This window comes from Mobilitalea sibirica (genome assembly GCF_015999265.1).
GTDB classification, from domain to species: domain Bacteria; phylum Bacillota; class Clostridia; order Lachnospirales; family Lachnospiraceae; genus Mobilitalea; species Mobilitalea sibirica.
This window is the reverse complement of record NZ_JAEAGR010000011.1, coordinates 81,694-105,402: the sequence shown is the minus strand read 5'-3', so window position 1 is coordinate 105,402 and position 23,709 is coordinate 81,694. Positions and strand designations below refer to the sequence as shown.

20 protein-coding genes are annotated in these 23,709 nt (G+C 35.8%); 1 reads left to right on the top strand and 19 read right to left on the bottom strand.

Annotation, left to right across the window (positions count from 1 at the left end):
• Positions 1-108 precede the first annotated feature (108 nt).
• Positions 109-1,161: a 3-deoxy-7-phosphoheptulonate synthase gene (locus tag I5677_RS11270; RefSeq protein WP_330617908.1), complete on the top strand. Its 1,053-nt coding sequence runs from the start codon at positions 109-111 to the stop codon at positions 1,159-1,161.
• Between the two features lie 242 nt (positions 1,162-1,403).
• On the opposite strand, the gene I5677_RS11265 is transcribed toward I5677_RS11270, so the two are convergent.
• The 19 genes from I5677_RS11265 to I5677_RS11175 form a co-directional block, all read right to left on the bottom strand.
• Positions 1,404-2,279: a tyrosine recombinase gene (locus tag I5677_RS11265; RefSeq protein ID WP_197661689.1), complete on the bottom strand. Its 876-nt coding sequence runs from the start codon at positions 2,277-2,279 to the stop codon at positions 1,404-1,406.
• 70 nt (positions 2,280-2,349) lie between these two features.
• Positions 2,350-2,961, bottom strand: coding sequence for a stage II sporulation protein M (locus tag I5677_RS11260; protein ID WP_197661688.1), 612 nt, complete (start codon positions 2,959-2,961; stop codon positions 2,350-2,352).
• Between the two features lie 99 nt (positions 2,962-3,060).
• Positions 3,061-3,600: an NUDIX hydrolase gene (locus I5677_RS11255; RefSeq protein ID WP_197661687.1), complete on the bottom strand. Its 540-nt coding sequence runs from the start codon at positions 3,598-3,600 to the stop codon at positions 3,061-3,063.
• Positions 3,601-3,693: 93 nt separating this feature from the next.
• A complete protein-coding gene (gene proC / locus I5677_RS11250) occupies positions 3,694-4,503 on the bottom strand; it encodes a pyrroline-5-carboxylate reductase (RefSeq protein ID WP_197661717.1) in 810 nt (269 codons plus the stop codon).
• 384 nt (positions 4,504-4,887) lie between these two features.
• The gene (locus I5677_RS11245) at positions 4,888-6,087 is read right to left on the bottom strand and encodes a pyridoxal phosphate-dependent aminotransferase (RefSeq protein WP_197661686.1); all 1,200 of its coding nucleotides are present in this window, start codon (positions 6,085-6,087) and stop codon (positions 4,888-4,890) included.
• Positions 6,088-6,557: 470 nt separating this feature from the next.
• Positions 6,558-8,105: a ribonuclease Y gene (gene rny, locus I5677_RS11240; RefSeq protein WP_334298798.1), complete on the bottom strand. Its 1,548-nt coding sequence runs from the start codon at positions 8,103-8,105 to the stop codon at positions 6,558-6,560.
• A gap of 334 nt (positions 8,106-8,439) precedes the next feature.
• Positions 8,440-9,867: a tRNA (N6-isopentenyl adenosine(37)-C2)-methylthiotransferase MiaB gene (miaB, locus tag I5677_RS11235; protein ID WP_197661684.1), complete on the bottom strand. Its 1,428-nt coding sequence runs from the start codon at positions 9,865-9,867 to the stop codon at positions 8,440-8,442.
• Positions 9,868-9,884: 17 nt separating this feature from the next.
• Entirely contained in the window at positions 9,885-10,850 is a 966-nt protein-coding gene (locus I5677_RS11230; RefSeq protein ID WP_197661683.1) for a M14 family zinc carboxypeptidase, read from the bottom strand.
• Between the two features lie 466 nt (positions 10,851-11,316).
• A complete protein-coding gene (gene hflC / locus I5677_RS11225; protein WP_197661682.1) occupies positions 11,317-12,201 on the bottom strand; it encodes a protease modulator HflC in 885 nt (294 codons plus the stop codon).
• A complete protein-coding gene (gene hflK, locus I5677_RS11220) occupies positions 12,201-13,166 on the bottom strand; it encodes an FtsH protease activity modulator HflK (protein WP_197661681.1) in 966 nt (321 codons plus the stop codon). Before hflK ends, hflC begins: the two co-directional genes overlap by 1 nt.
• A gap of 30 nt (positions 13,167-13,196) precedes the next feature.
• Positions 13,197-14,444, bottom strand: a complete 1,248-nt coding sequence (locus I5677_RS11215) for a glutamate-5-semialdehyde dehydrogenase (RefSeq protein WP_197661680.1) — start codon at positions 14,442-14,444, stop codon at positions 13,197-13,199.
• 210 nt (positions 14,445-14,654) lie between these two features.
• Positions 14,655-15,257, bottom strand: coding sequence for a 5-formyltetrahydrofolate cyclo-ligase (locus I5677_RS11210; RefSeq protein WP_197661679.1), 603 nt, complete (start codon positions 15,255-15,257; stop codon positions 14,655-14,657).
• A gap of 140 nt (positions 15,258-15,397) precedes the next feature.
• The gene (locus I5677_RS11205) at positions 15,398-15,619 is read right to left on the bottom strand and encodes a DUF896 domain-containing protein (protein ID WP_197661678.1); all 222 of its coding nucleotides are present in this window, start codon (positions 15,617-15,619) and stop codon (positions 15,398-15,400) included.
• 16 nt (positions 15,620-15,635) lie between these two features.
• A complete protein-coding gene (gene proB / locus I5677_RS11200; protein WP_197661677.1) occupies positions 15,636-16,496 on the bottom strand; it encodes a glutamate 5-kinase in 861 nt (286 codons plus the stop codon).
• Between the two features lie 82 nt (positions 16,497-16,578).
• Positions 16,579-18,180 carry an NAD(P)/FAD-dependent oxidoreductase gene (locus I5677_RS11195; protein ID WP_197661676.1) on the bottom strand — a complete coding sequence of 534 codons (1,602 nt, stop codon included), beginning with the start codon at positions 18,178-18,180 and terminating at the stop codon, positions 16,579-16,581.
• A gap of 265 nt (positions 18,181-18,445) precedes the next feature.
• On the bottom strand, positions 18,446-19,807 hold the full coding sequence (locus tag I5677_RS11190; protein ID WP_197661675.1) for a BaiN/RdsA family NAD(P)/FAD-dependent oxidoreductase: 1,362 nt from the start codon (positions 19,805-19,807) through the stop codon (positions 18,446-18,448).
• A gap of 282 nt (positions 19,808-20,089) precedes the next feature.
• Complete coding sequence (locus I5677_RS11185) at positions 20,090-20,752, bottom strand: BofC C-terminal domain-containing protein (RefSeq protein WP_197661674.1); 663 nt, start codon at positions 20,750-20,752, stop codon at positions 20,090-20,092.
• Positions 20,753-20,805: 53 nt separating this feature from the next.
• Positions 20,806-22,485, bottom strand: a complete 1,680-nt coding sequence (locus tag I5677_RS11180) for a putative polysaccharide biosynthesis protein (RefSeq protein ID WP_197661673.1) — start codon at positions 22,483-22,485, stop codon at positions 20,806-20,808.
• 29 nt (positions 22,486-22,514) lie between these two features.
• On the bottom strand, positions 22,515-23,639 hold the full coding sequence (locus tag I5677_RS11175) for a DUF3048 domain-containing protein (RefSeq protein WP_197661672.1): 1,125 nt from the start codon (positions 23,637-23,639) through the stop codon (positions 22,515-22,517).
• Positions 23,640-23,709 lie beyond the last annotated feature (70 nt).

Here is a 23,709-nt window from a genome sequence, read left to right as displayed (position 1 = left end):
CCTTCGATTTATCGAAATTTTTGCTGATTTTTCATTAGGTTTATAATTTTTTCACTATGTTTGTAATATTGGATTGACGTACCAATAAAAAAAGTATAAAATAAATCAATTAACAAAAGGGAGTTTGATAGAATGAGTTTTAAATTTGTAAAAGAAGTAATTTCGCCGGAAGAACTGGTTAGAAAATATCCTCTACCGGCCAAGGATGTCCTTCGTAAAAAAGAAAGAGATAAACAAATCAAAGATGTCATAACCGGTGCTTCCGATAAATTTTTGGTTATCATTGGCCCGTGTTCTGCTGACAATGAAGACGCGGTATGCGATTATATATCCCGACTTTCTAAGATTCAGGAAAAGGTTGAGGATAAATTAATCTTAATACCCAGAATATATACGAACAAACCAAGAACGACCGGAGAAGGATATAAAGGTATTGTACATCAGCCTGATCCTGAAAAAGAACCGGATTTGCAGGAAGGTTTAATCGCCATGAGAAAGATGCATCTTCGGGCTATCGCCGAAACAGGATTAACCGCAGCAGATGAGATGTTATATCCTGAAAACTGGCCTTATGTTGAAGATATCCTTTCCTATGTCGCTGTCGGTGCCCGTTCCGTAGAAAATCAACAGCATCGTCTTACCATCAGCGGTATGGATGTCCCTGCCGGTATGAAGAATCCTACCAGTGGTGATTTTTCCGTAATGCTTAACTCTGTAGTGGCAGCCCAGGCAAGTCACACATTCTTATATAGAACCTGGGAAGTAATTACCTCAGGAAATCCCTTGGCACACACAATTTTACGTGGTGCGGTTAATAAACATGGTCAGTCTATACCAAATTATCACTATGAGGATTTGATCCGATTGGTTGATATGTATAAGAAAAGAGATCTTGATAATCCTGTTGCTATTATAGATTCTAATCACGCGAATTCCAATAAACTGTATAAAGAACAACCCCGTATCATAAAAGAAGTTCTTCATAGCCGCAGAGTATCCTCTGATATAGCAAAATTAGTTAAAGGTGTTATGATTGAAAGTTATATTGAAGAAGGAACACAAAAAGTAGATAACCGTATTTATGGAAAATCAATCACCGATCCATGTCTTGGCTGGAAGGATTCCGAAAAACTTATTTATACCATAGCTGATGGTCTGTAATCGATCGTTATAAGGGATATTAAAACAAATGTAATATTATATAATAAGGAGCATTACTTCTATCTTTTCATTTATAAAGACAGAAGTAATGCTCCTTATTATATTTAAATAAAGTGTTTCATATATCCGGTTTGAAACTTAATTAGTACGATTCTAATTGTAAAAGTCTACATAAATTATAACAATGTATAGCTCATTATGATACTCATTTGAATGCTCATAAATAATGAATAAACTTATCATTAAGCTCTCGGATGAGTATTTAAATATACCTCTCTGCTGTTTTTATAGCTATGATTCAAATATAGCTGTGTTGTACTAATATCAGAGTGACCTAAAAATTCCTGCACGCTTACAAGATCAGCACCATTTTCTAATAAATGTGCGGCAAAAGAATGACGTATCGCATTTGGATTAACATTTTTGATACCTACCGCATTCGCATAGCCCTTCAGTATTTTCCAAAATCCCTGTCTGCTTAACTGCTCTCCTGAAGTGTTCATAAATAACAAATCACTGTTTTGTTTATTAAATTCCTCTTGTCGGATCGCTAAATACTGTTGTATGGCTTCTTTTGCAGTTTTGCCGAACGGAATGTTTCTTTCTTTTTTATCCCTACAGGTCAGATATTTGCCATTCAGATTAATATCAGAAAGCCGAATAGAAATAAGTTGTGTTACCTTCATTCCTGTTGCATATAGTAACTCCAGCATGGCCTTGTCCCGTATCCCTTTTTTCGTTTTAACATCCGGTTGCTTTAACAGCTTGTCTATTAAATCAGTCTGTATTGTTTGTGGTGGCTTTTTAACTATTTTAGGTGGTTTTATCCTTTCAGAAGGATCACCGTTTATCATACCTTTCTTTAATAAGAATAGAAAAAATGCTTTCATGGAGGCAATGTTTCTAGATACGGAGGCTGGGGATAGTCCCTCTTTTTCCAACGACAATACATAAGAATTCAAACAAGTCTCACTTATTTTATGTACCGTAGTAATATTTTGTTTCATTAAGAAACTCTCCAGTCTTTTTAAGTCTGCCTGATAAGCCTGTACGGTATTGTGGGAAGCATGTTTTATTTCTTTCAGATATGTAACAAAATCGCCGATATAGAATTCCATTTCCTACCTCCTCATTTGCTATACCAATTGAATGTTCTTAATATCAATTGTAGAAATTATTAATCATGGACTAAACAAATAAGCCCAATGTTTTCTTTAATATGAAAGCTCCAATATACGCTTCCAGAAAACTGCCGGCCAATAAAATTATGGCTAACAATAATATAATAAGCAAATACGGTTTGACAAGTTTAAATATACTGCCAAGATAATTTCTATTGTCAAAATATACGGTTTGACACAGTGTATATCCTTTATATAAACTAAACATAGCAATCGGGAGATAAATCAGTCCATGGGGAAATATATATACAAGAATTAAGAGTATTCCTTTAAACCCATAATTCATGGCGACGGCTGAGATAAAAAAGCCTGCTGAAAAACCAAACGAAAATATCTTATATGCCATATACGGGATACCCAGAATGGTAATACTAAACATCCAAAAATAAGCAAATTCTTTAAAATTCTTACCTAGTACATATGTGAATAATCCGGAGTAATTAATATCCTTCGTTGTTACGCTTTGAAAAACCGTATTTTGGTATTCATTTATTTGCTCTTGATAAGAATTTCGAAAAACATTAGCAAAAAAAATACCGATAAACAAGCCCAGTATTAATAATATAATCGCCAGTTGTAAAGCACTCAATCGATGTAACTGTAGTTTCAATTGTTTCATAGCCTGCTCCTTATATGGATGATATCATACCTTCTCTTAATCCATACATATGACAGAAATAAAAAAATAGAACAAGCTTTAGGTATCATTAAGAGCGATCTATTTATCTGTGGTCTGTTTTGTTTTATAAGCTAGAATTCCGGCAATTGTTTTAGCATCTTGAATGGTTCCATTGTAAATCATCTTAATAATCTCGTCTAAGGAATGTTTTTCAATCGTAACATATTCATCTTCATCAAGATTTTGCTTTGATGGGGTTAAATCATTCGTATAAAATATACTGATTTTTTCATTACTGAAAGCAACCGTTGTATAGATATCGATTAAGTGATGAGCCTTTCCGGCTATGTATCCGGTCTCTTCTTCACATTCTCTAATGGCACAGGTTAAATTATCTTCTCCTTTATTTAATCCGCCGGCTGGAATCTCAAGGGTATAACTGTCAATAGCATTTCTATATTGTCTTACCATTAGAATTTTTCCGTCCTTATCTACCGGTATCATTGCAGATGCTCCGTTATGATGAATAAAATCAAAGGTTGTTTTCCTTTCACCGTTGATTTCTATGGTATCACTGTAAAAATCTATAATATTACCCTTAAAGGATAATTCTCTGTTAAGTCTCTTATATTGGTCCATGTTTTACTCCTCTTTTATTAATATAATAAAATATAACAATATACTACATTTGTAGAATTATTGGAAATGTATCTCGTACCAATCTATTTCTCTTTACTTATTTGTGTTTGTAAGAAAAACTGCCTTTTCATAACAGGCGTCGGTAGCCTTCATCACAGCATTTCTTAACCCATGCTCTTCTAAGGCTTTCACCGCCGCGATGGTAGTACCTCCGGGGGAACAGACATTGTCCTTTAGTTTTCCTGGATGTTCTCCTGTCTCTAACACCATGGTAGCTGCTCCAAGAACTGTCTGAGCTGCCAATATATAGGCTTTATCCCTTGGAATACCATAACTTACAACACTATCTGCTAAGGCTTCAATAAACATATATACATAAGCCGGAGAACTGCCATTTGCACAAATCACAGCATTCATTAACCGCTCATCAAACACCTCATATTTTCCGTAAGAAAGGAAAAATCGATCTAACGTCTCAAGTTCATCCCCAGAAAAATCATTCTTAGAATAGCTAACACCTGTCATTCCCTGTAGAACCATAGCCGGAGTGTTGGGCATAGCCCTAACAATGCGGATAGAGCCATAAAGTTCGGACTTTATTGTATCGATCGTTATACCGGCTGCAATAGAGATTATAACATGATCTTCTTTGACATAATCCTTAATTTGTTTTAATACATCAGTAAAATACTGCGGTTTTACCACTAAAACCAGATACTTGCAATTATTAACTACAGCTATATTATCTTTCGCACAGGGGATACCGGTATCCTCTGTAACTTTATTTCTTTGTTGTAAGGATACATCAAAAAAAGTAACCTGTTCTTCACCAAAGCATCTGATAGCAGCCCTTAGTAAAGGATATCCCATATTTCCTACACCAATAAAACCGAATAATGCCATATCATTTCCTTCTTTCCATCTATTTTTATATATATCTTCTCTCATAATCAATTAATATAATCTGTGTATATCAAAAGTTTAATTTATACATGTATAAGCGAGATACTCTTTTTATCTTTTTATCTTTTATCTCTTTATACTTGCTTACCGCTTTATTCACCTTATGAAGTCAATATAGTCTAACCTTGAACTTTGATTCGACTTTGCGCCATATATTATAAAAATAATATACTTTAATCTGTTTCATATGTAAATATCTAACTTATATGGATATTAACAGTCTTTTATTGTATTTATTGCTATTCTAGCATAATAATGAAAAAATAGGTAGTGTTTTATCGAAATTTAATAAAACACTACCTATGTAAATTTGATATTCTCTTCTTATCTTAATTCATTTAATAATTTTTCAATACGATTAAGTCCCTTTTTAATTTGTTCAATGGATATGGCATAAGACAAACGAATGTGGTCCGAAAAACCGAAATCATCACAGGGAATTACCGCAACATTAAAATCCTCAATTAATATTTTTGCAAGATTACTTACCGTATTTATTTTCGTTCCCTTGTATTCCTTATCCAAAGTTTCACTAATATCAACAAACATATAGAACGCACCCTGAGGTTTTAATGCTGAAAGTAATCTCATGTTGGAGATTCTATCAAACATATAATCTCTACGTTTATTAAATTCCTCATTCATGGCAAAAACAGAATCCTGTGAACCCATAAGTGCTTCGTAAGCTGCTTTTTGAGCTATGGAATTGGGATTAGAGGTCTGATGACTTTGTACGCTACTCATTAACTTAGCAATTTCCTTCGAAGAGCCTGTGTAACCGATTCTCCAGCCGGTCATAGAATAACTTTTTGCTACGCCGCTGCAGGTAATTGTTCTTTTATATATTTCATCATTCAAAGATGCTATACTTACCGGATGATCATCACCGTAGATAAGATTCTCATACATCTCATCGGATACAACATAAAAATCTTTTCTTACAGCCACTTCTGCAATTGCTTCCAGTTCTTCTCTTGTATATATCATGCCGGAAGGATTATTTGGCGAGTTTAATATCAAAGCTTTCGTCCGATCCGTGCATACAGCTTCTATCTGTGTTGCGGTTACTTTATAATTTTGACTCTTATCTGTACGAATAAAAACAGGAACACCGTCAGCCAGCTTAACAATCTCCGGATAACTTAACCAATAGGGAGCAGGAATAATAACTTCGTCACCCGGATTTATAATTGCAGTAAAGATATTCGTAAGGGAATGTTTACCGCCGTTACTTACTACCACTTGATTGGTCTCATATCTCAATCCGTTAAACTTCAGGAATTTCTCGCATACCGCTTTCTTTAATTCTAAAGTTCCGTCTGCCGGGGTATATTTTGTAAAACCGGCATGAATAGCTTCAATCGCAGCTTCGCAAATATTATCAGGCGTATTAAAATCCGGTTCACCTGCACCAAAACCCACTACGTCAATTCCCTTTTCTTTTAATTCCTTCGCCTTAGCTGTAATTGATAAGGTCGAAGAAGGCTTTACTGCCTGTGCTTTCTTTGATAGTGTTAATGCCATAATTGTACCTTCCTATATTTTTATAATCTAATGTAGTACTTTTCAAGAATTTATTTTACATTGTAATATATAAGTTTTAATAATGCAATAAAATTATAGAAAAAAATGAAAAAAAGTTTCTGCACTAACGTCATATGTCCGTGTCAAACGGAAATATTGTGCATTTTGTGCACAAATCGATAATATTAAGTACTATTGTTGTTAAAATATACTTTTCAAGTTTATTTTTATTAGATGCATTATTTGGTAGAAATATGATGTCTTTTATTGTATAATTACAATATTTCCAATCAATTGGCTTATTTATGTAATATATTAATAAAATTAGAAGTGATTTTTTTAGGTGACATGTATGAATTCTGCCAAGAAGGCTTTTAACATCGTAATGCTATCACAGAAAAAAGAGGTGTATCACAAATATATTACCATTTGTGATACACCTCTAATTAATTTCACTTTAATTTCGCTTCTTATTTCGCATAATCAGTAACTCTGGATTCTCTGATTACATTTACTTTAATCTGTCCTGGATATTCTAATTCGCTTTCAATTTTTTTAGATAAGTCACGAGCCAATAAAACCATGTCTGCATCACTTATCTGTTCCGGAACTACCATTACCCGAACTTCTCGACCAGCCTGAATAGCAAATGACTTATCGACCCCTTTAAAGCCGTTGGTAATATCCTCAAGTTGTTTTAGTCTGTTGGTATATGTTTCTAAGGTTTCACGTCTTGCACCCGGCCTTGCTGCAGAAATTGTATCAGCTGCCTGAACAATACATGCAATCAATGACTGGAATTCCACATCACCGTGATGTGCTTCCACCGAATTAATGACAGTCGGTGACTCTTTGTACTTTCTACATAAGTCAACACCAATTTGAACATGGGTACCTTCTACTTCATGATCGATTGATTTACCGATATCATGTAATAAACCAGCGCGTTTTGCAAGTCTAACATCCACTCCGATTTCCCCGGCAAGTAAGCCGGATAAAATAGCTACTTCAATGGAATGCTTTAAAGCATTCTGTCCATAACTTGTCCTAAATTTCATCTTGCCCAGAAGTTTTATAAGTTCAGGATGTATTCCATGTACTCCTACCTCTAAGGTAGCAGCCTCACCGGTTTCCCGTATCATAACTTCAACTTCTTTTTGAGCCTTTTCTACCATTTCTTCGATTCTGGCAGGATGAATTCTACCGTCAACAATCAGTTTTTCAAGGGCAATTCTTGCTACCTCTCTTCTGATTGGATCGAATGCTGATAAAATGACAGCTTCCGGCGTATCATCAATAATTAAATCTACACCGGTCATTGTTTCTAAAGTTCTGATATTACGTCCTTCTCTACCAATGATTCTACCTTTCATTTCATCGTTAGGAAGCTGAACAACGGAAATTGTTGTCTCAGCAACATGATCTGCAGCACATCTTTGAATTGCTGTAACCACATAATCCTTTGCCTTTTTATCCGCCTCTTCTTTTGCTCTGCTTTCCATTTCCTTAACTAACATTGCCGTTTCATGTTTAACTTCTTCTTCAACAGTCTTTAACAGATATTCCTTAGCTTGTTCGGAGGTAAGTCCAGAGATTTTCTCCAGCTCCTGCAGTTGTCTTTCGTGGAATTCTTCCACTTCCTGCTTGATTTTGTCCAACTCCGCTTCTTTCGCGGAAAGTTTGGTTTCCTTCTTTTCCAGTGCTTCGGTCTTTCTATCTAATGTTTCTTCCTTAGTTAGAACCCTTTTTTCATAGCGTTGTATCTCTGCTCTTCGTTCCTTAGTTTCCCGCTCGAATTCGTTCTTTGCCTTCAAAGATTCTTCTTTTGCTTCGAGTAAGGCCTCGCGCTTCTTAGTTTCAGCTGTTTTTAAAGCTTCATCTATGATTTCTCTTGCTTTTTCCTCTGCACTGCCTATCTTCGCTTCATAAACTTTCATGCGGTAAGCAATCGCAAACTTCCAAGTAAGAGTAGCTACAATCACCAAGGTTATAACAATAGCAATGACTATTTTTAACACCTCTGACACAGGAGCACCTCCTTATTAAGTTTTCATTGTACAATGCATGTCAAACTACTTGCATCGATAATCGAATAACTACTATCTATAGTAGTTTAACAGCCATAGTTAATACAACATATAAATTTTATACTGTTTTTACTAATATGTCAAGTATTCGAACAAACATTTTATATATTATGCCATATTTTAGATGTCTTTAGAAATGCTTATATTTCATACGTTTTCATAAAACAAAAATTAATTTCTATATGCAAATTGTGAGTAATTACCTATTTATTAGACAAAATGCATGAATCTTCTCATAATGTTTTGTCACTGAATTTTTGCATAATTATGAGTTGATAAGCTTGCCCATATAATAAAAGCCTTTACTTTCTTCCAGATAGACATCTACTATTTTACCGATGAGGGATTGATCCCCGGGAAAATGAACTAACAAATTATTGCTTAGCCTTCCGGTAAGCAGTGAAGAATCCTGCGCATTAATTTCTTCCACAAGCACCTTCTGTATGGTATGCTCGTCCTTTCCGGCTGCTTTGGCAGAGCCGGCTTGAATTGCCTTGAGAAGACGGTCAAACCGTTCCTTCGCTACCGTTTCTTCTACCTGACCCTCCATGGTTGCCGCAGGAGTACCTGTTCTTTTGGAGTAGATAAAGGTAAAGGCGCTATCATATCCAACTTTATTAACCACATCCAAGGTTTCTTTAAAATCCTCTTCAGTTTCTCCCGGAAATCCTACAATTATATCCGTTGTTAATGAAATATTCGGCATGGCTTTGCGTATTTTACTCACTAATTCCAGATAACTTTCTTTTGTATACCTTCGATTCATAATTTTTAACAGCCTGGAACTGCCGGATTGCAGAGGTAAATGAAGATGATTACAGATTTTTTTGCTGTTTTTCATAACTTCAATTAGTTCGTCGGATAAATCCTTGGGATGAGAAGTCATAAAACGAATTCTTTCTATACCATCTATTCCCTCAATTTTTTGAAGGAGATTTGCAAATGTAATTGGTTCCTCAAGGGTTTTACCATAGGAATTAACATTTTGCCCAAGCAACATAATTTCCACAACCCCATCCTCTGCAAAGGCTTTGATTTCATCTATGATATCCTGTGCATTTCGACTTCTTTCTCTACCTCTTACATAAGGTACGATGCAATAGCTACAAAAATTATTGCAGCCATACATAATATTTACACCTGCTTTAAAACTATATTTACGATCATTTGGTAGGTTCTCAACGATTAACTCAGTATCCTTCCATAGATCAATTACCATACGTTTGGAATCCAGACGTATCTGCAATAACTCTGCCAGCTTAAAGATATTATGGGTTCCAAAGATAATATCAATAAATCGGTAGCTGGTTTTAATTTTTTCAACAGCGGATGCTTCCTGCATCATACATCCACAGACAGCGATTATCATATCCGGATTGCTTTTCTTAAGTTTACCCAGATAACCAAGTCTTCCATATACTCTGTTGTTGGCATTCTCTCTTACGGTACAGGTGTTAAACAATACGAAATCCGCATCTTCCGTATCCGTCTCCTCATAACCGATCTGCTTTAAGATACCGGATATTTTTTCAGAATCACGGCTGTTCATCTGACAACCAAAAGTTTCGATATGATAGGTTTTCTTTTTCCCTGTCTTTTCAAATTCCTGGTCAAATCTGGCCTTTAATTCAGTTATAATATTTAGCTGCTTTGCTGCTTCAAGTTCATTTATACTAGTTTCTTTTCTCTCCATTGTAACTCCATTCTTTCTTATATTATCAGGCTTCCAAACTTGAAAATAACCAGCTTTAACTCTTCAAAGGTAGTTAAACGGTAATTAACATCAAGGGGAAAGTCAGCATCATCATCAACGGTTTCAATCGTTAATGCCGTTTTATAAAAACGCTCAGAATAATAATGAACGGTATTTCCTCCACTATCTCCGGCTTCCACTTCATCTTGTGGGGGTACCAATTCATAGTTGGTTATTTCTTGTAATTTGTTTGCAATTCGCAGTTGTCTTTCATTATATATGTCAGACATCATACTTCTATAATAATAAATTGATTTTCCTCTCGAATGAAAATCTAAAAATCCCTCAGACTTGTACTGATGGAATACTTTAATTAAAGCTCTTGTTTCATGTTCACTGGCAGGATGGTCCTGTGTACCTTTTGGTCGCCATAAGCGGCTCGGGAAATTGCGATTAATATCGATACCTCTGCCGTTATATTTCCATTCTGTGTGTAGTTCATCCTTACTTATAGCTTCTAATCTTAATTCTTCATTACGTATACTATCATATCCTAATAATGATATCATATATCCATCCGGATTTAAAAGTGGAACAAAAAGGATGGTATAAGTTTGTAAAAGTTCATAAATACAACTACCATAAATCATCTGTTCATATTCTGATATTAAATTAGTAAAAAATCCACTTAATTGTTGAAACAATTCCTGTTTTTGCCTTTTATAGTTCGTATAAAGCTCTGCATAATATTCTATAATTTTCATTAACACAATAGGATTAATGGTTTCCCTTCCATGTACTCCTCCAACACAGGTTATAAACTTACTTCCTATACCAAGTCCCAGCATAACGATGTCACGATTGTCATGGGACCGTCCAATCGTGACATGTTTTATAATACCTTGATATTGTTGGGTTAACTTCCTAGTATCCGATATAAATTTATCATAATCATATACAGGTTCTAAAAGATTCACAATCATATCTTCAGGCTCCACAAATATTCTTAATCCTACTATATGATTTATTTATTCTCTATATGAATTAACCGGGATTACTAATCAAATAATTTATATATATTCTTTTATTTTAATTTATATCAGATAATAGATATATTATTCTCTTTATACATAAACTCATATCTGTTTTGACCCTATAAAGTTTAGGGTATAAAAAGCCTTTCTTTAAACTTGAAATCGTTAATTTGCACATATACATTCTTAATTTAACGTTATACAAACATAGTTTAATGAGCAACTGTATGAAGTCGTTGGTACTTAGACCGCGTGTTTTGCGGTCTTATGTACCACTACGTACTTCATCCAAGCGAGAGCGTGTTGCTAATAAACTATGTTTGTATAACGAATTCAATAACTAAAATTGTGCAAATTTACGTATCATATTATTACTGGGCTTTTGACACCCTAATCCAATAACATAATCTATCTCTTATTCAACCTGATAAAAGATCTGAGCAATCGGAGAATCGGCTGATAAAATTAAGGTCTTATCCTTCCCGCTTAAGGAAGCTCTGGCAGCATCCAGGGAACGGATAAAGGTATAAAAATCACTTCTTGTGGGGTCTGAATAAGCAGCGGATAGAATTCTCATGTATTCCGCTTCACCTTCAGCTACAATTCTGGCTGATTGGGTTTCCGCATCAGAGATACTGATAGCAATCTCTTTATCCGTTTTATTACGAATAATCTGTGCCTCCGATTCACCTTCCGCAGTGAAAGTAGCTGCCATCTGGTCTCTTTCTGATATCATTCTTTCAAATACAGCCGTTTTATTGTCACTGGGCAGATCCAATCGTTTCGTTTCTACAGAAATCAGGTTGATACCATATTGCTGCATAGTATCTCCAATATTCTTCATAATTGCAGCGCTTAAGGTACCATCTCTTCCGCTGATTACATCTGCCTGATCCATACTACTGATAACATTTTTCATGGAATTATATACGGTTGTGTCAATACGGGTTTCTGCAAGAACCACGCTTGAATTTAAGGTTTGTGCAAAAAGTATCGGCTTTTCAATTTTCCATAATACATAGTTATCTGCCACCATGGTCTTCTTATCCATTGTTATAACATCGGATTCCAGCATATCATAAAATTGTACCTGCTTTGGTAAAACCTGAGTTTCCTCAATAAATGGTGTCTTGAAGGAAAGTCCGGCACTGTCAATTACCCTATCAATCTTACCAAATTGTTTTATTAGGGTATACTCATTCTCCTTTGTAATAACGATGGAGGAAGACAACACAATAACACCGGCAATTACTAACAATAAAACTATAACACCTGATATATTTCTTGCTTTCTTTGACATTAGTTAGCGCCTCCTTCCATAATCGGTTCTAAAGGTAAAAACTTCGTAACCCCGCTGTCTCCACTATCAAGTACCACCTTTAAGGATGGAAGAATATCCTCCATAGCCTCATAGAACATACGTTGTTTTGTAATAAGCGGATACTTCGTGTATTCCTCATACATTTCATTAAATCTTGCCACTTCAGCTTCCGCCTCATTCATTCTTCTGGCTTTTGTTGATTCAGCTTCCTGTAAAATCTTATCTACTTCAGCTAAAGCTTGTGGTAGTTTTTCATTTCTATATTTATTCGCATTATTGATTGCTGTTTCTTTCCCTTGTTTTGCAGTTTCAACTGCTTTAAAAGCTACCATAACCTGTTCTGTAGGAGGTTGAGAATCCTGAATAGTAATATTAACTAACTGGATACCGATGTCTCTTTGCAGAAGTTTATTTACAATCAATTCCTTGATTGTTGACTGAATTTCAAATTTTCCTGTGGTAATAACGTCATCCACTTTATAGCTTCCTACTGTGGCTCTGATACTACTTTGAGCTATGTTTTTTAGTATCGTAACCGGGTCTTCGGAAGCATATAAGGCTTTAATCGGGTCAGATACCTTATATTCCACGTAAAAGTCAACACTAACAAAGTTATAATCGTACGTAATCATCATAGATTCATCTTCAATCGATTGACCGGTTTCCATATCATAACCAATTGGAAAGCCCTGAATGGTCGTATCCACCTTATGCACCTTTTGAATAAACGGTATCTTAAAATGAAGACCTGCTTCACTTACTGTTTTTGCTTTACCAAAGGTTGTTACTACTGCTTGTTCCTGTTCTTTAATTGTATAATATGAACCAAAACCAAGTACAGCCACAATAATAATACCAACCAAAAAGACAAATATTTTTTTAAATTTCTTTAAAAAATTCTTTAATTCATCTCCTGACGGTAAATCATAAATTTCTCTAGACATTTACTTACCCTCTTTCTAATTTTTTGTGAACTAGTTTCTTATCTGACCATTCCCGAAAATAATATATTTTGTAGTGGTCAGCGCTTTTAATCCCATCGGACCTCTGGCATGGAGTTTTTGTGTACTGATTCCAATCTCGGCTCCATAACCGAATTCATTGCCATCGGTAAATCGTGTTGATGCATTAACATATACCGCAGCAGCATCAATTTCATTAAGAAATTTCATGGCATGATCGTAATCCTTAGTCACAATTGCATCGGAATGCTTTGTATTGTATTTATTGATGTGAGCAATTGCTTCTTCTATGCTATCGACCACCTTAAGGGAGATAATTTTATCTAAATACTCGGTTGAGTAATCCTCCTCGTTGGCAGGTATACAGCCATTCGTTATAGCGCAACCTCTTTCATCCGCCCGGATTTCAATTTCTTTCCTATGAAGTCTTTCATATAACAGCGGAATGAATTCCTTGCTTACCTTTTCATGAATCACTAAGGATTCACATGTATTACATACGCCAAGTCTTTGGGTTTTTGCATTATCGATAATATCCAATGCCATGGTAAAATCAGCATACTCATCAACATATATATGACAGTTACCGGTACCGGTTTCGATTACGGGAACGGTACTGTTCTCAACAACCGACTGAATTAGGCCGGCTCCTCCTCTGGGGATCAAAACGTCCAGATACTTATTCATACGCATAAATTCTTTCACGGTATCCCTGGAGGTATCTTCAATTAATTGAACCGCATCCTCGGTACAACCACTAGCTTTTAATCCCTGTCTTAGAGCTTTTACAATGGCTTTATTAGAATGAATCGCGTCACTTCCACCCCTTAGGATAACTGCATTACCTGTTTTAAAGCATAAACCGAAGGCATCTGCCGTTACATTGGGTCTTGATTCGTATATAATTCCTATTACACCCAGCGGTACAATCTTTTGACCAATATTAAGCCCATTGGGGCGTACCTTCATGGAGATAACTTCACCAATCGGATCCGGTAAAGCACAGATTTCTATCAGTCCATCCGCCATAGCCTTTAATCTTTGAGGGGACAGTCGAAGTCGGTCAATCAGTGAACTTTTTACACCGTTCTTTTCCGAGTTTGTTACATCAATTACATTCGCATCCAGAATTTCAGTCTGCGCATCTAACAAAGCCTCGGCACAGGCAGCAAGTGCTTTATTCTTATCATCCTGTAACATAAGATTCAAAGCAGTAGCTGCAACTTTGGCCTTACTTCCTATGTCTTCTAAATAACTCATATGAATCCTCCTTCCATATCTCTATATTAAATAATAAAATTACTATACATAGCTTTCCTGCCCTGTTTTATTATATAATGTATCCTTAGCAAATCTTATCTCCATAATAAAATTCTTGGCAGAGATAATTCCCAGATAATAGGTCAGGTTCACCTATCTATACTAGCATCAATCCGTCGCTCTTTCATCCCTACATTTCAGATACCTTCTTCATATAATTAAATCCTCTTTACATTGTATTACTCTAGAAGGTGTAATGATGATATCCGCTTTCATATCATATATCTCGGGAATCAGCTTATCTACAATCTGAAAATCATAAGCCAGTGCAATTTTAACAAATCCCTCCTGCTGATATTCCCTTAGATAACGGTCATAGTATCCGGCGCCATAACCAATACGATTACCGTATAAATCAAAAGCCAATCCCGGCAGCAGCATAAGCTTTCTGCAATTCTTCATATCACCATGACCTTGATAAGACTTTCGTTTACTATCTTCGACATCGGGTTCGAATATTCCATAGCTACTTACTTTTAGCTTATTCATATTAAGAATTTCATAAAAATTAATAACTTTTCCCTCAACCCTTGGAACAAAAACTCTTTTTTTATCCTTGAATGCTTGTTCTAAGATCTTTTTCGTGTCCACCTCTGTCTGAAAAGAAATATAAGAAAATAGAATACCGCAATTAATATATTCATCAAGATCAAATAATTTTCTATGTATAGCACTGCTTAGTGCTACCTGTTGTTGCTCAGTAAGGTTATTTCTTTCTTGTTTCATAAAGGAACGGATCATGTCTTTCGTCATCTCGTTATCATTTCCTTCCTAATAGGACAGACCTTTCATTAATCGATTATTATGCTATCTCTATATAAAATTGCTTAGATAACTTATATAGCGGATGTATATAAATTAGCCGATATAATTAAAATGATTTTTTAAAGGCTTTATTCTTCTTCTTTGTTTTTCTTCCTATCCTTGGCCTTTGTGATACTTCCGTCGGGATTAACAAAAGAAACCTGTTCTAAGGTTCCCCGAAGATTTCTTCGAATGTTAGCGATATATTCACTTCGAAGCTTTAACTGCTCTTCTTTTTCTTCCTCTGTTAGTCCCTCGCTTTGAGATTTCCGATAAAGTTCATTAATTCTGTCAATTTGTGAATTATTCATTTTCTATCCCTTCTATCTATTTTTGATACTGTTTTGTTGTAATGTAATCCATAATATTAAAATTATTGGTTTTCTTTGCCTTGAATAAGGTTCCTACCTCTTTCCCATCCAGAACATAATTGATATTTCTAACATTATCGCCGCTGGCAATGATCATATCAGCTCCTGATGCTGTTGCTATTCTGGCAGCTGACACCTTAGTTGCCATGCCTCCGGTACCTAGGGATCCACCGGTTGAGGCCTTTGCCATACTGATAAGCTGACCATTAACCTCTTCCACACAGGAGATCAGCTCTGCATCTTTATTCTCACGGGGGTCATCTGTATAAAATCCGTCAATATCGGATAGTAAGATCAAAAGATCACCTTCCACCAGAGCCGTTACGATGGCAGATAATGTATCATTATCACCAAAATCCAGATCAAGTTCTTCCGTAGATACGGTATCATTTTCATTTACAATCGGAATAACACCCATGTGAAACAGTTCTCCAAAGGTATTTTTTGCATTATTTCGGCTGATATCATTAATCATCGTGTATTTTGTCATAAGTATCTGGGCAGCAATCTGATTATATTCAGAAAACAGCTTTTGATATACCATCATAAGTCTGGCCTGACCAACCGCCGCACAGGCCTGTTTCACAGATCTCTCCTTTGGTTTTTCCAAAAGACCCAATGCTTTTCTTCCCACTGCAATTGCTCCTGAGGTTACTAAAATCACATCTTTTCCCTGATTCCTTAAATCCGTTAAGATGCGAACCAACCGTTCCATCTTATCTAAGTTCAGACTTCCGGTCTCACTGTGGGTTAAAGAAGATGAACCGATTTTAACTACGATTCTTTTTTTATCTTTTAATGTTTCTCTTCCCTGCATACATACTCCTTTTACTGCATGAAACAAGCGTTTATTTGTTTCATTTGCACGTTCTGTTTATCATTTGTGGAATTTCATTATTTTAAATAGGTAAGAATCTTGAAGCAACTGTTTCGAATATCTTAATTCCATCCATGGCAGCGGAGGTGATACCTCCCGCATAACCGGCACCTTCTCCGCAAGGGTAAATGCCCTTAATATTACTTTCAAAAGCTTCATCCCGGTGAATTCTAATCGGGGATGAGGTTCTGCTTTCAATTCCGGATAAAATAGCTTCTTCTTCAGCAAATCCCTTGATTTTATGATCAAATGCCTGTATTCCTTCTATGACTGCTTCCAACACAAAGTTCGGCAAACAATTATTTAAATTTGACAGACGGTATTTTCCTTTTAAATTAGGTGTAACATTACCTATTGTAACACTCTCTCTGTTTCTTAACAAGTCACCAAATAATTGGATTGGAACATCCCCGTTACCTGTTTTATAAGCCAGGGCCTCCCATTTTTGCTGAAAGTAAAGACCGCTTAAGGGTTCATTCTTTCCGAAATCCTCCGGAGTTACAGTTACAACTATGGCACTGTTGGCATTTTCTTCATCTCTATTATAATTACTCATACCGTTCACTGCAAGATGTCCTTCCTCCGATGAGGCATTTACCACAAAACCTCCGGGACACATACAAAAGGAATAGACTCCTCTTCCGGACTTTGTTTGGTGTGTCAGCTTATAGTCAGCCGCCGGTAGATGAATATAAGCATCACCATACTGAGACTGGCTGATCATCTTTTGTTTATGTTCCATCCGCAGGCCAATTGCAAAGGCTTTGGGTGAAAGCATAAGTCCCCGTTTTAAGAACATGAGAAAAGTGTCTCTTGCACTATGTCCAATGGCCGATATCAACACTTCACAGGATATTACCTCCTTATGATTCAGCTCGATTTTAACCAGTTTATTATTTTCAATGAAAAGATCCGTCAGCTTGGTTCGAAAACGGACCTCACCACCCAGCTGTATAATCTCTTTTCTCATGCTTTCTACCACATTACGAAGCTTATCTGTTCCAATGTGGGGTTTGTTCAAATATAGGATTTCGGAGGGTGCACCATGAGCTACAAAGGTCTCCATGATGAGTGGATATCGATTGTTAGCATCCTTCACCATCGTATTTAATTTTCCATCCGAGAAGGTTCCGGCACCCCCTTCCCCAAACTGCACATTGCTTTCCGGATCTAAGGCTTTACTCTCCCAGAAATGTTTAACGGCTTTCACTCGTTTATCAACTTCGTCGCCCCTTTCTATAACCAGTGGCTGATAACCGTGTTTGGCCAGAAGCCATGCAGCAAATAATCCGGCCGGACCCGTACCGACAACAACCGGTCTATGGTTTAATTTATTCTGTCCGGAAGGTTTAAATGTATACTCTGATTTCTCCGAGTAAGCTACATTTACGTTTTTGCTTCGTTTGATTACCTCTGGCTCGTATAATCCTTCCGATTGCTTTAAAGTAACATCAATGGTATAGATATATCTGATATCATTTTTTTTCCTGGCATCTATGGATTTTTTAACAATGTTAATCTGATCGATCTGTATTGCTTTCAGACGAAGAGCTTTGGATACGGCCTGTTCCAAATCCTGTTGTGTATGTCTTATAGGTAATTTAAGTTGTGATATTCGTATCATAAAACACCTTTCTCATAATCTGTTACTTGCTATTTTCCTGTTATTCTTTCATCTTATTATTTCTGCTAATGATATCATCTATATATTATAATAACAATTCACTATCTGTATATTATAATGACAATTCCTTATCTTAATATTTTAATCACTGTTCACTATCTGTATATTTTAATGACAATGTATTATCTATCTACCTTATTTCTTACTTATGTTCCATTTATTATTTGATTTAGGCTCAATATAATTATCTAATAATTACATTATCTTATTTCATTCCTGCCGCTTGTCCTGCCAGATAACCTGAACTCCAAGCCCATTGCAGGTTATAGCCGCCGCAGGTACCATCTACATCCACCAATTCACCGATTAAATAAAGATTCTTAAGTAGTTTTGATTCCATGGTTTTCGGATTAAGTTCTTTCGTATCAACACCTCCGGAACATACCTGCGCATTCTCAAAGGAGTTGGTATCAATTATATTCATATGGAAGCTTTTAATCTGCTTAGTTAGTAAGATAATCTCATGCTCTTTTAAAGTGTTGCAAGGCCGGTATGGATCCAATTTCGCTTCCTTAATCATGATATAGGACAGTTTATGATTAAGAAAACCAACCAACATTTGCTCTAAAGTTTTACCCATATGATATGAAATTCGCTCCTTTAATAACCGAGTAACCTCTTCCATCGATAAATCAGCAAAAAAATCAATTTCTAACGCAACCTTTTGCTTTTGATCCAAAGCTTTTGCAACAAAACGACTCATCTGCATAACAGGTATACCCGAGATACCGTAATCCGTAAATAGTACTTCGCCCTCTTCCAAAGCTAATTTAGAATTCCCCATAAACGCAGTTACTTTCGCAGCAGAACGCACACCGGATAAGGTCTTGCAATATTTATCCGAGGCTCTTAACTGAACCAAGGCCGGAAGAGGTTTTATGACAGAGTGTCCGAGACTTTTCGAAAGTGAATAACCGCTTCCGTCAGAACCCAACTTAGGTGATGCACATCCACCGGTTGCCAGAATCAAATTTCTTCCATAATATTTCTTTCTGATAACATGGTTTTTATTATCTACATGAGTTTTTAAATTCCGTCTATTTTGGTTCACATAATTTCTATTCGATTTTTGTAAACTTTTTATATTATTGGTTTTAACATTTGAATTAAGCTTATTGTTTGTATCCGTTCCAATGTATTCTGTTTGAACAGTAAAATAAGGCTGTGTTATCTCAATGACTTTTTCTTCATATACAAATGTTACCCCCAGTCTATCACACTCCATTAACAGCACCTCAACTACACTGACCGCTTGCTCTGAATTAGGGTAAAGATAACCGTTACGTTCCTTGGGATATATACCGAGCTCCCGAAAAAAATTAATAGTTTTATGAACATCAAAACAAGACAGCACCTTCATTGCAAATGCGCTGTCATTACTGCGATAGCATTCCGGTAATTGGACAAGATTTGTATAGTTACACTTTCCGTTACCGGTTGCCAATATTTTTTTTCCTGCCTTGTCTTTTTGTTCGATCACAAGCACCGATCTGTTACATCTTGCAGCCGTGATGGCTGCCATAAGACCGGATGCTCCGGCACCGACAATGATAACATCAAAATTCACTAAAATGCCTCCTGATGAACCAAATTTATTTCAATTGAATTTGTGTTTAGAAATAAACTTGTTAGTAAATAATAAACAGTTCGCTTACAAATAGTAATCTATATTTTTAAATCGAAATCACTATTTGTATGAAAATACTTTTGATTTCAAATAACCTTTGATTTTAAATAATAAAAATCAAATTAATATTTGTTTCATTATATTTTACCGGAGACATTATTTCAAGCGTTTCTTGTTTTTATAAGGCTTTCTTTAGATTCACTTAATTAATTTTTAATTTTACTAACTCGAGTAGCTTTCTAACAAAGAATATACCTCGTCTATACTATTAAGATAGATCCCTTTACTTAGTTCTATCCGATCCTCTTCAGGTAAATTCTTTGCTTCTATATGGGTATAACTAAACACAGATTTTAAATCACTGTTATACACAACAACATAGCCATCCTTAACGGCAACATAAAAACGAAACGGAACCATATCAGGGTCATAACTTTTTCTAAGGACCACCGCTTCACTTGAGAATTCGATCAGTTCATAGGAAAGTAAACCCTTATTGTATTCCGATAAGGTTAAATCACTCATGTATTCCGATAGATATTCCAGTACCTCTTCTCTGTTTAGCCCAACCAGATATCCCGGCGGGTTTTGTTCATACTTTTCATTTGTTCCGGATTTTATATCATATATCATAAGTGTGTATTTTGTTGACGGTAGTATCGTATCAGGTTGTACATTCACAGATACCGTTTCATTATTCTCTTCTTTCACGCTCGGTGTCGGCATAGTATTATCCTGTAACCCGACAAATTCCAGGTTTCTTTCAATAGCGCGCCGATTAAATTCATTCAGAGCATGTTTGTAGCTGAGATAATAACATGTACTGAACATGACAGATAGACTTATAAAACTTAAAAGATAAATATATGCCTTTCTGAGTCTCATTAGAAACCCTCCTTTGGCATATATTATTCTCCAATATTTACTTATTTATACATTTATAGTAAATGTAGTCTCTTTAACAAATGTATAATTTTTTCTCCTCTCGGAAGATTTGTCAGTTCATCTTCCTCAATACCCTTCATGAAGATAACTAGAGCAAAATAAATTATGATAGCTGCTCCTATGCAAAGTAGCGTTGATAATGTATTATTTCCAGTCCATCGAATCAAACCCTCATAAGTAAAATAAACTGCAATACCCATTAATCCCGCACTAACAAAAGGAATTAAAAATGTTTTAATGATTTCTTGACGGTAATTTAAGTATTTCTCTATGGATATCCAATTTAGAATGGTAACCACTAACGCGAAGGTAACATTGCCGATGACAAGGGCATATGTACTGAGTGGGGTAAACTTTAGTAATATAAATACCAGAAGAATATGAATACCTAAGGAAATAGCTGAGTTAATCACCGGAATTTTTAATTTATTTACCCCCTGTAATATAGCCGTAGATACGGTAGATAGGGAGAAAAAGATGATGGCGATGGAACCTAATCGTATAAAATTAGCGGATAATTGATTCGCATCTTTAAATAAAAGTTGTAAAATCGGTGAAGCAAGAACGCCCATTCCAACAGCGGAAGGAATAGCGATTAACATGTTAAATTTAATGGCCGCATGGGTTTTTCTTCGAATCACCCCATCCATTCCTCTCACCTTAGCTGCTGAAATACTGGTAATAATGGCAGCTCCTATTGCTGATGCAATCGCAACCGGAACATTCGTAAGTAATCGGTATTTATTACTGTAAATTCCGATTAAAACTCTTCTGTTTTCAGCAGAATATAACCGATCAGGAAGAATGTTGGTTAACACAGTTTCATCAAAGTGTGTAACCTCTTTCGTAGCCATAATATGACCAAACAACGAATTATCAATTAATCCGCTAATATGGTATACCGTCTGACTTAAAATAATCGGTGATATTGTTAATATTAATAGTTTAATTATATCGGTATAGGATTCCAAGTATCTGGATGTGTCATTATGCATTTGTTTATTCAAGTATGGTTTATATAATACAAATACAAACATTAAGAATAACAAAGCTGCCATCGCTCCGATCAAAGTTCCCATGGTACCGCCGGCTGCTCCATAAGCGGCTATATTAATATTCGCACTATAACTGCGGACTAAAAGATAAGCTGCCATGACGCTGACAATCGCATTAATTACCTGTTCTAATACCTGAGATACTGCGGTAGGGATCATTGTATTCTTACCCTGATAGAAGCCACGAAAGACACCCATAACAGAGAATACAAAAATTGTTGGAGCTAAAATCCTAAGAGGAAGTGCTGCGTTAGGATCATTATTAATAACAGTAGAAAAAAACTCGGCTCCAAAAAAGATAATCGAAGCAGCTGTCAAACCAACCAAGGTAGCGAAACCCAAAGCACATAAGAATATTCTATATGCATTTTTATGTTCCCTGTTAATTCCTCTGGAGGCTACTAGTTTTGAAACTGCCAAAGGTAAACTGTAGGAGGATAGGATTAATGCAATATTATAAATTTCAAAAGCATAATTGTAATACCCCATTCCTTCATCTCCAATAATTCTCTGCATTGGAATGCGGTATATTAATCCTATGATTCGAACAATCAGGGAAGCAGCCGCCAAAATACTGCCCTGCACCAAAAAATGATTACTGCTTTTTCTTGTAGCCATGTCTTTCTCCTTTAATTTATCATCGGTAATTATTCTAATACTACATCCTTTGTACGATCATTCGGAAATATAGCAATAAAAGTTTTACCGGGATTCATCGTAAGTTCCTGCCCGGTTTCATCATAATAACGCATAAAACGGTTTTTTTCATTCTTCTTCCAGGTTATATTGATTTTTTTACCATTTGAGATATAATAACCGGAACCGGTGGCATCCTTCTGCTCCATGGTTTGGTAATCATTTCTGTCAATATCCCATTGCTTAACGAATTGAATAATGATATTCTTAAAAGCCAGCTGCTTTCCGGTAACGGAATCTTTATGGACTCCTCCGAATTGGTAACGGTAATAAAGCTTGTCCTCATTGTTATAAACCAAATAAGGGGACGTATAAGGGGAGAATTTGACTGTTACTTTATTGGCACTTGTATCTCCTTCAAAATCCGTATCCTCTTTATAAAATGAATAATGAGGTTCATATCCTTCCTCATACTCCGTCCGATAGCCTCTTTTATCAATACCTCTTAATATTCTGTCAAGACTGGTGAAGGCGTTGTGAGGCGCTCTCATGGTCTTATCCCGATAAAAAACATTACCGTCGGTTCCGGTCTCACCATCCAGATTATTAATTTTCAACTCCTTTAGTTTGCTGACCGCATATTTCGTCTTTCCATAATGAATATAGATGGCATCATATTCATCGGCAAAACTTGCATAATAATGTCTTGAACTCCGAACAGATCCAATGCGATCCCCGGTAAAGTTTTCACCGATTCCCAGTAGTCTTGTGATACCACCCTCAACTAAAGCTTCATACAAAATATCAGCCTGTTCAATTCCGCTTTGATTTGAAACTGTTTTAAAATTACTAAACTGAATTGCATAGGGACGTTTTTTTCCTACCTCTTCAGGGACCCATAAACCGGTTAGAAAACTTCTCATCTGACCTTCACGACTAATCTCCTCCGGAACTTCCGTTATTTCGACCTCAGGTGTATTGGTGGGTGTGGGTGTAGGAGTTATATCATTTTGTTTATTATCATCTTCAACGTAGTCCTTAATCGCACTACCATTATTATCCGTGTCATCTTTTTTACAACTTATTAATGTAACTATCATTAATATAACAAGTAAGCTAAGAGCTATTTTTTTCATGTATTAACCGTACCTTTCCATAAGTTTAAATATAGAATCACCAAAATAGATTAAATTAAACTATTGTCTA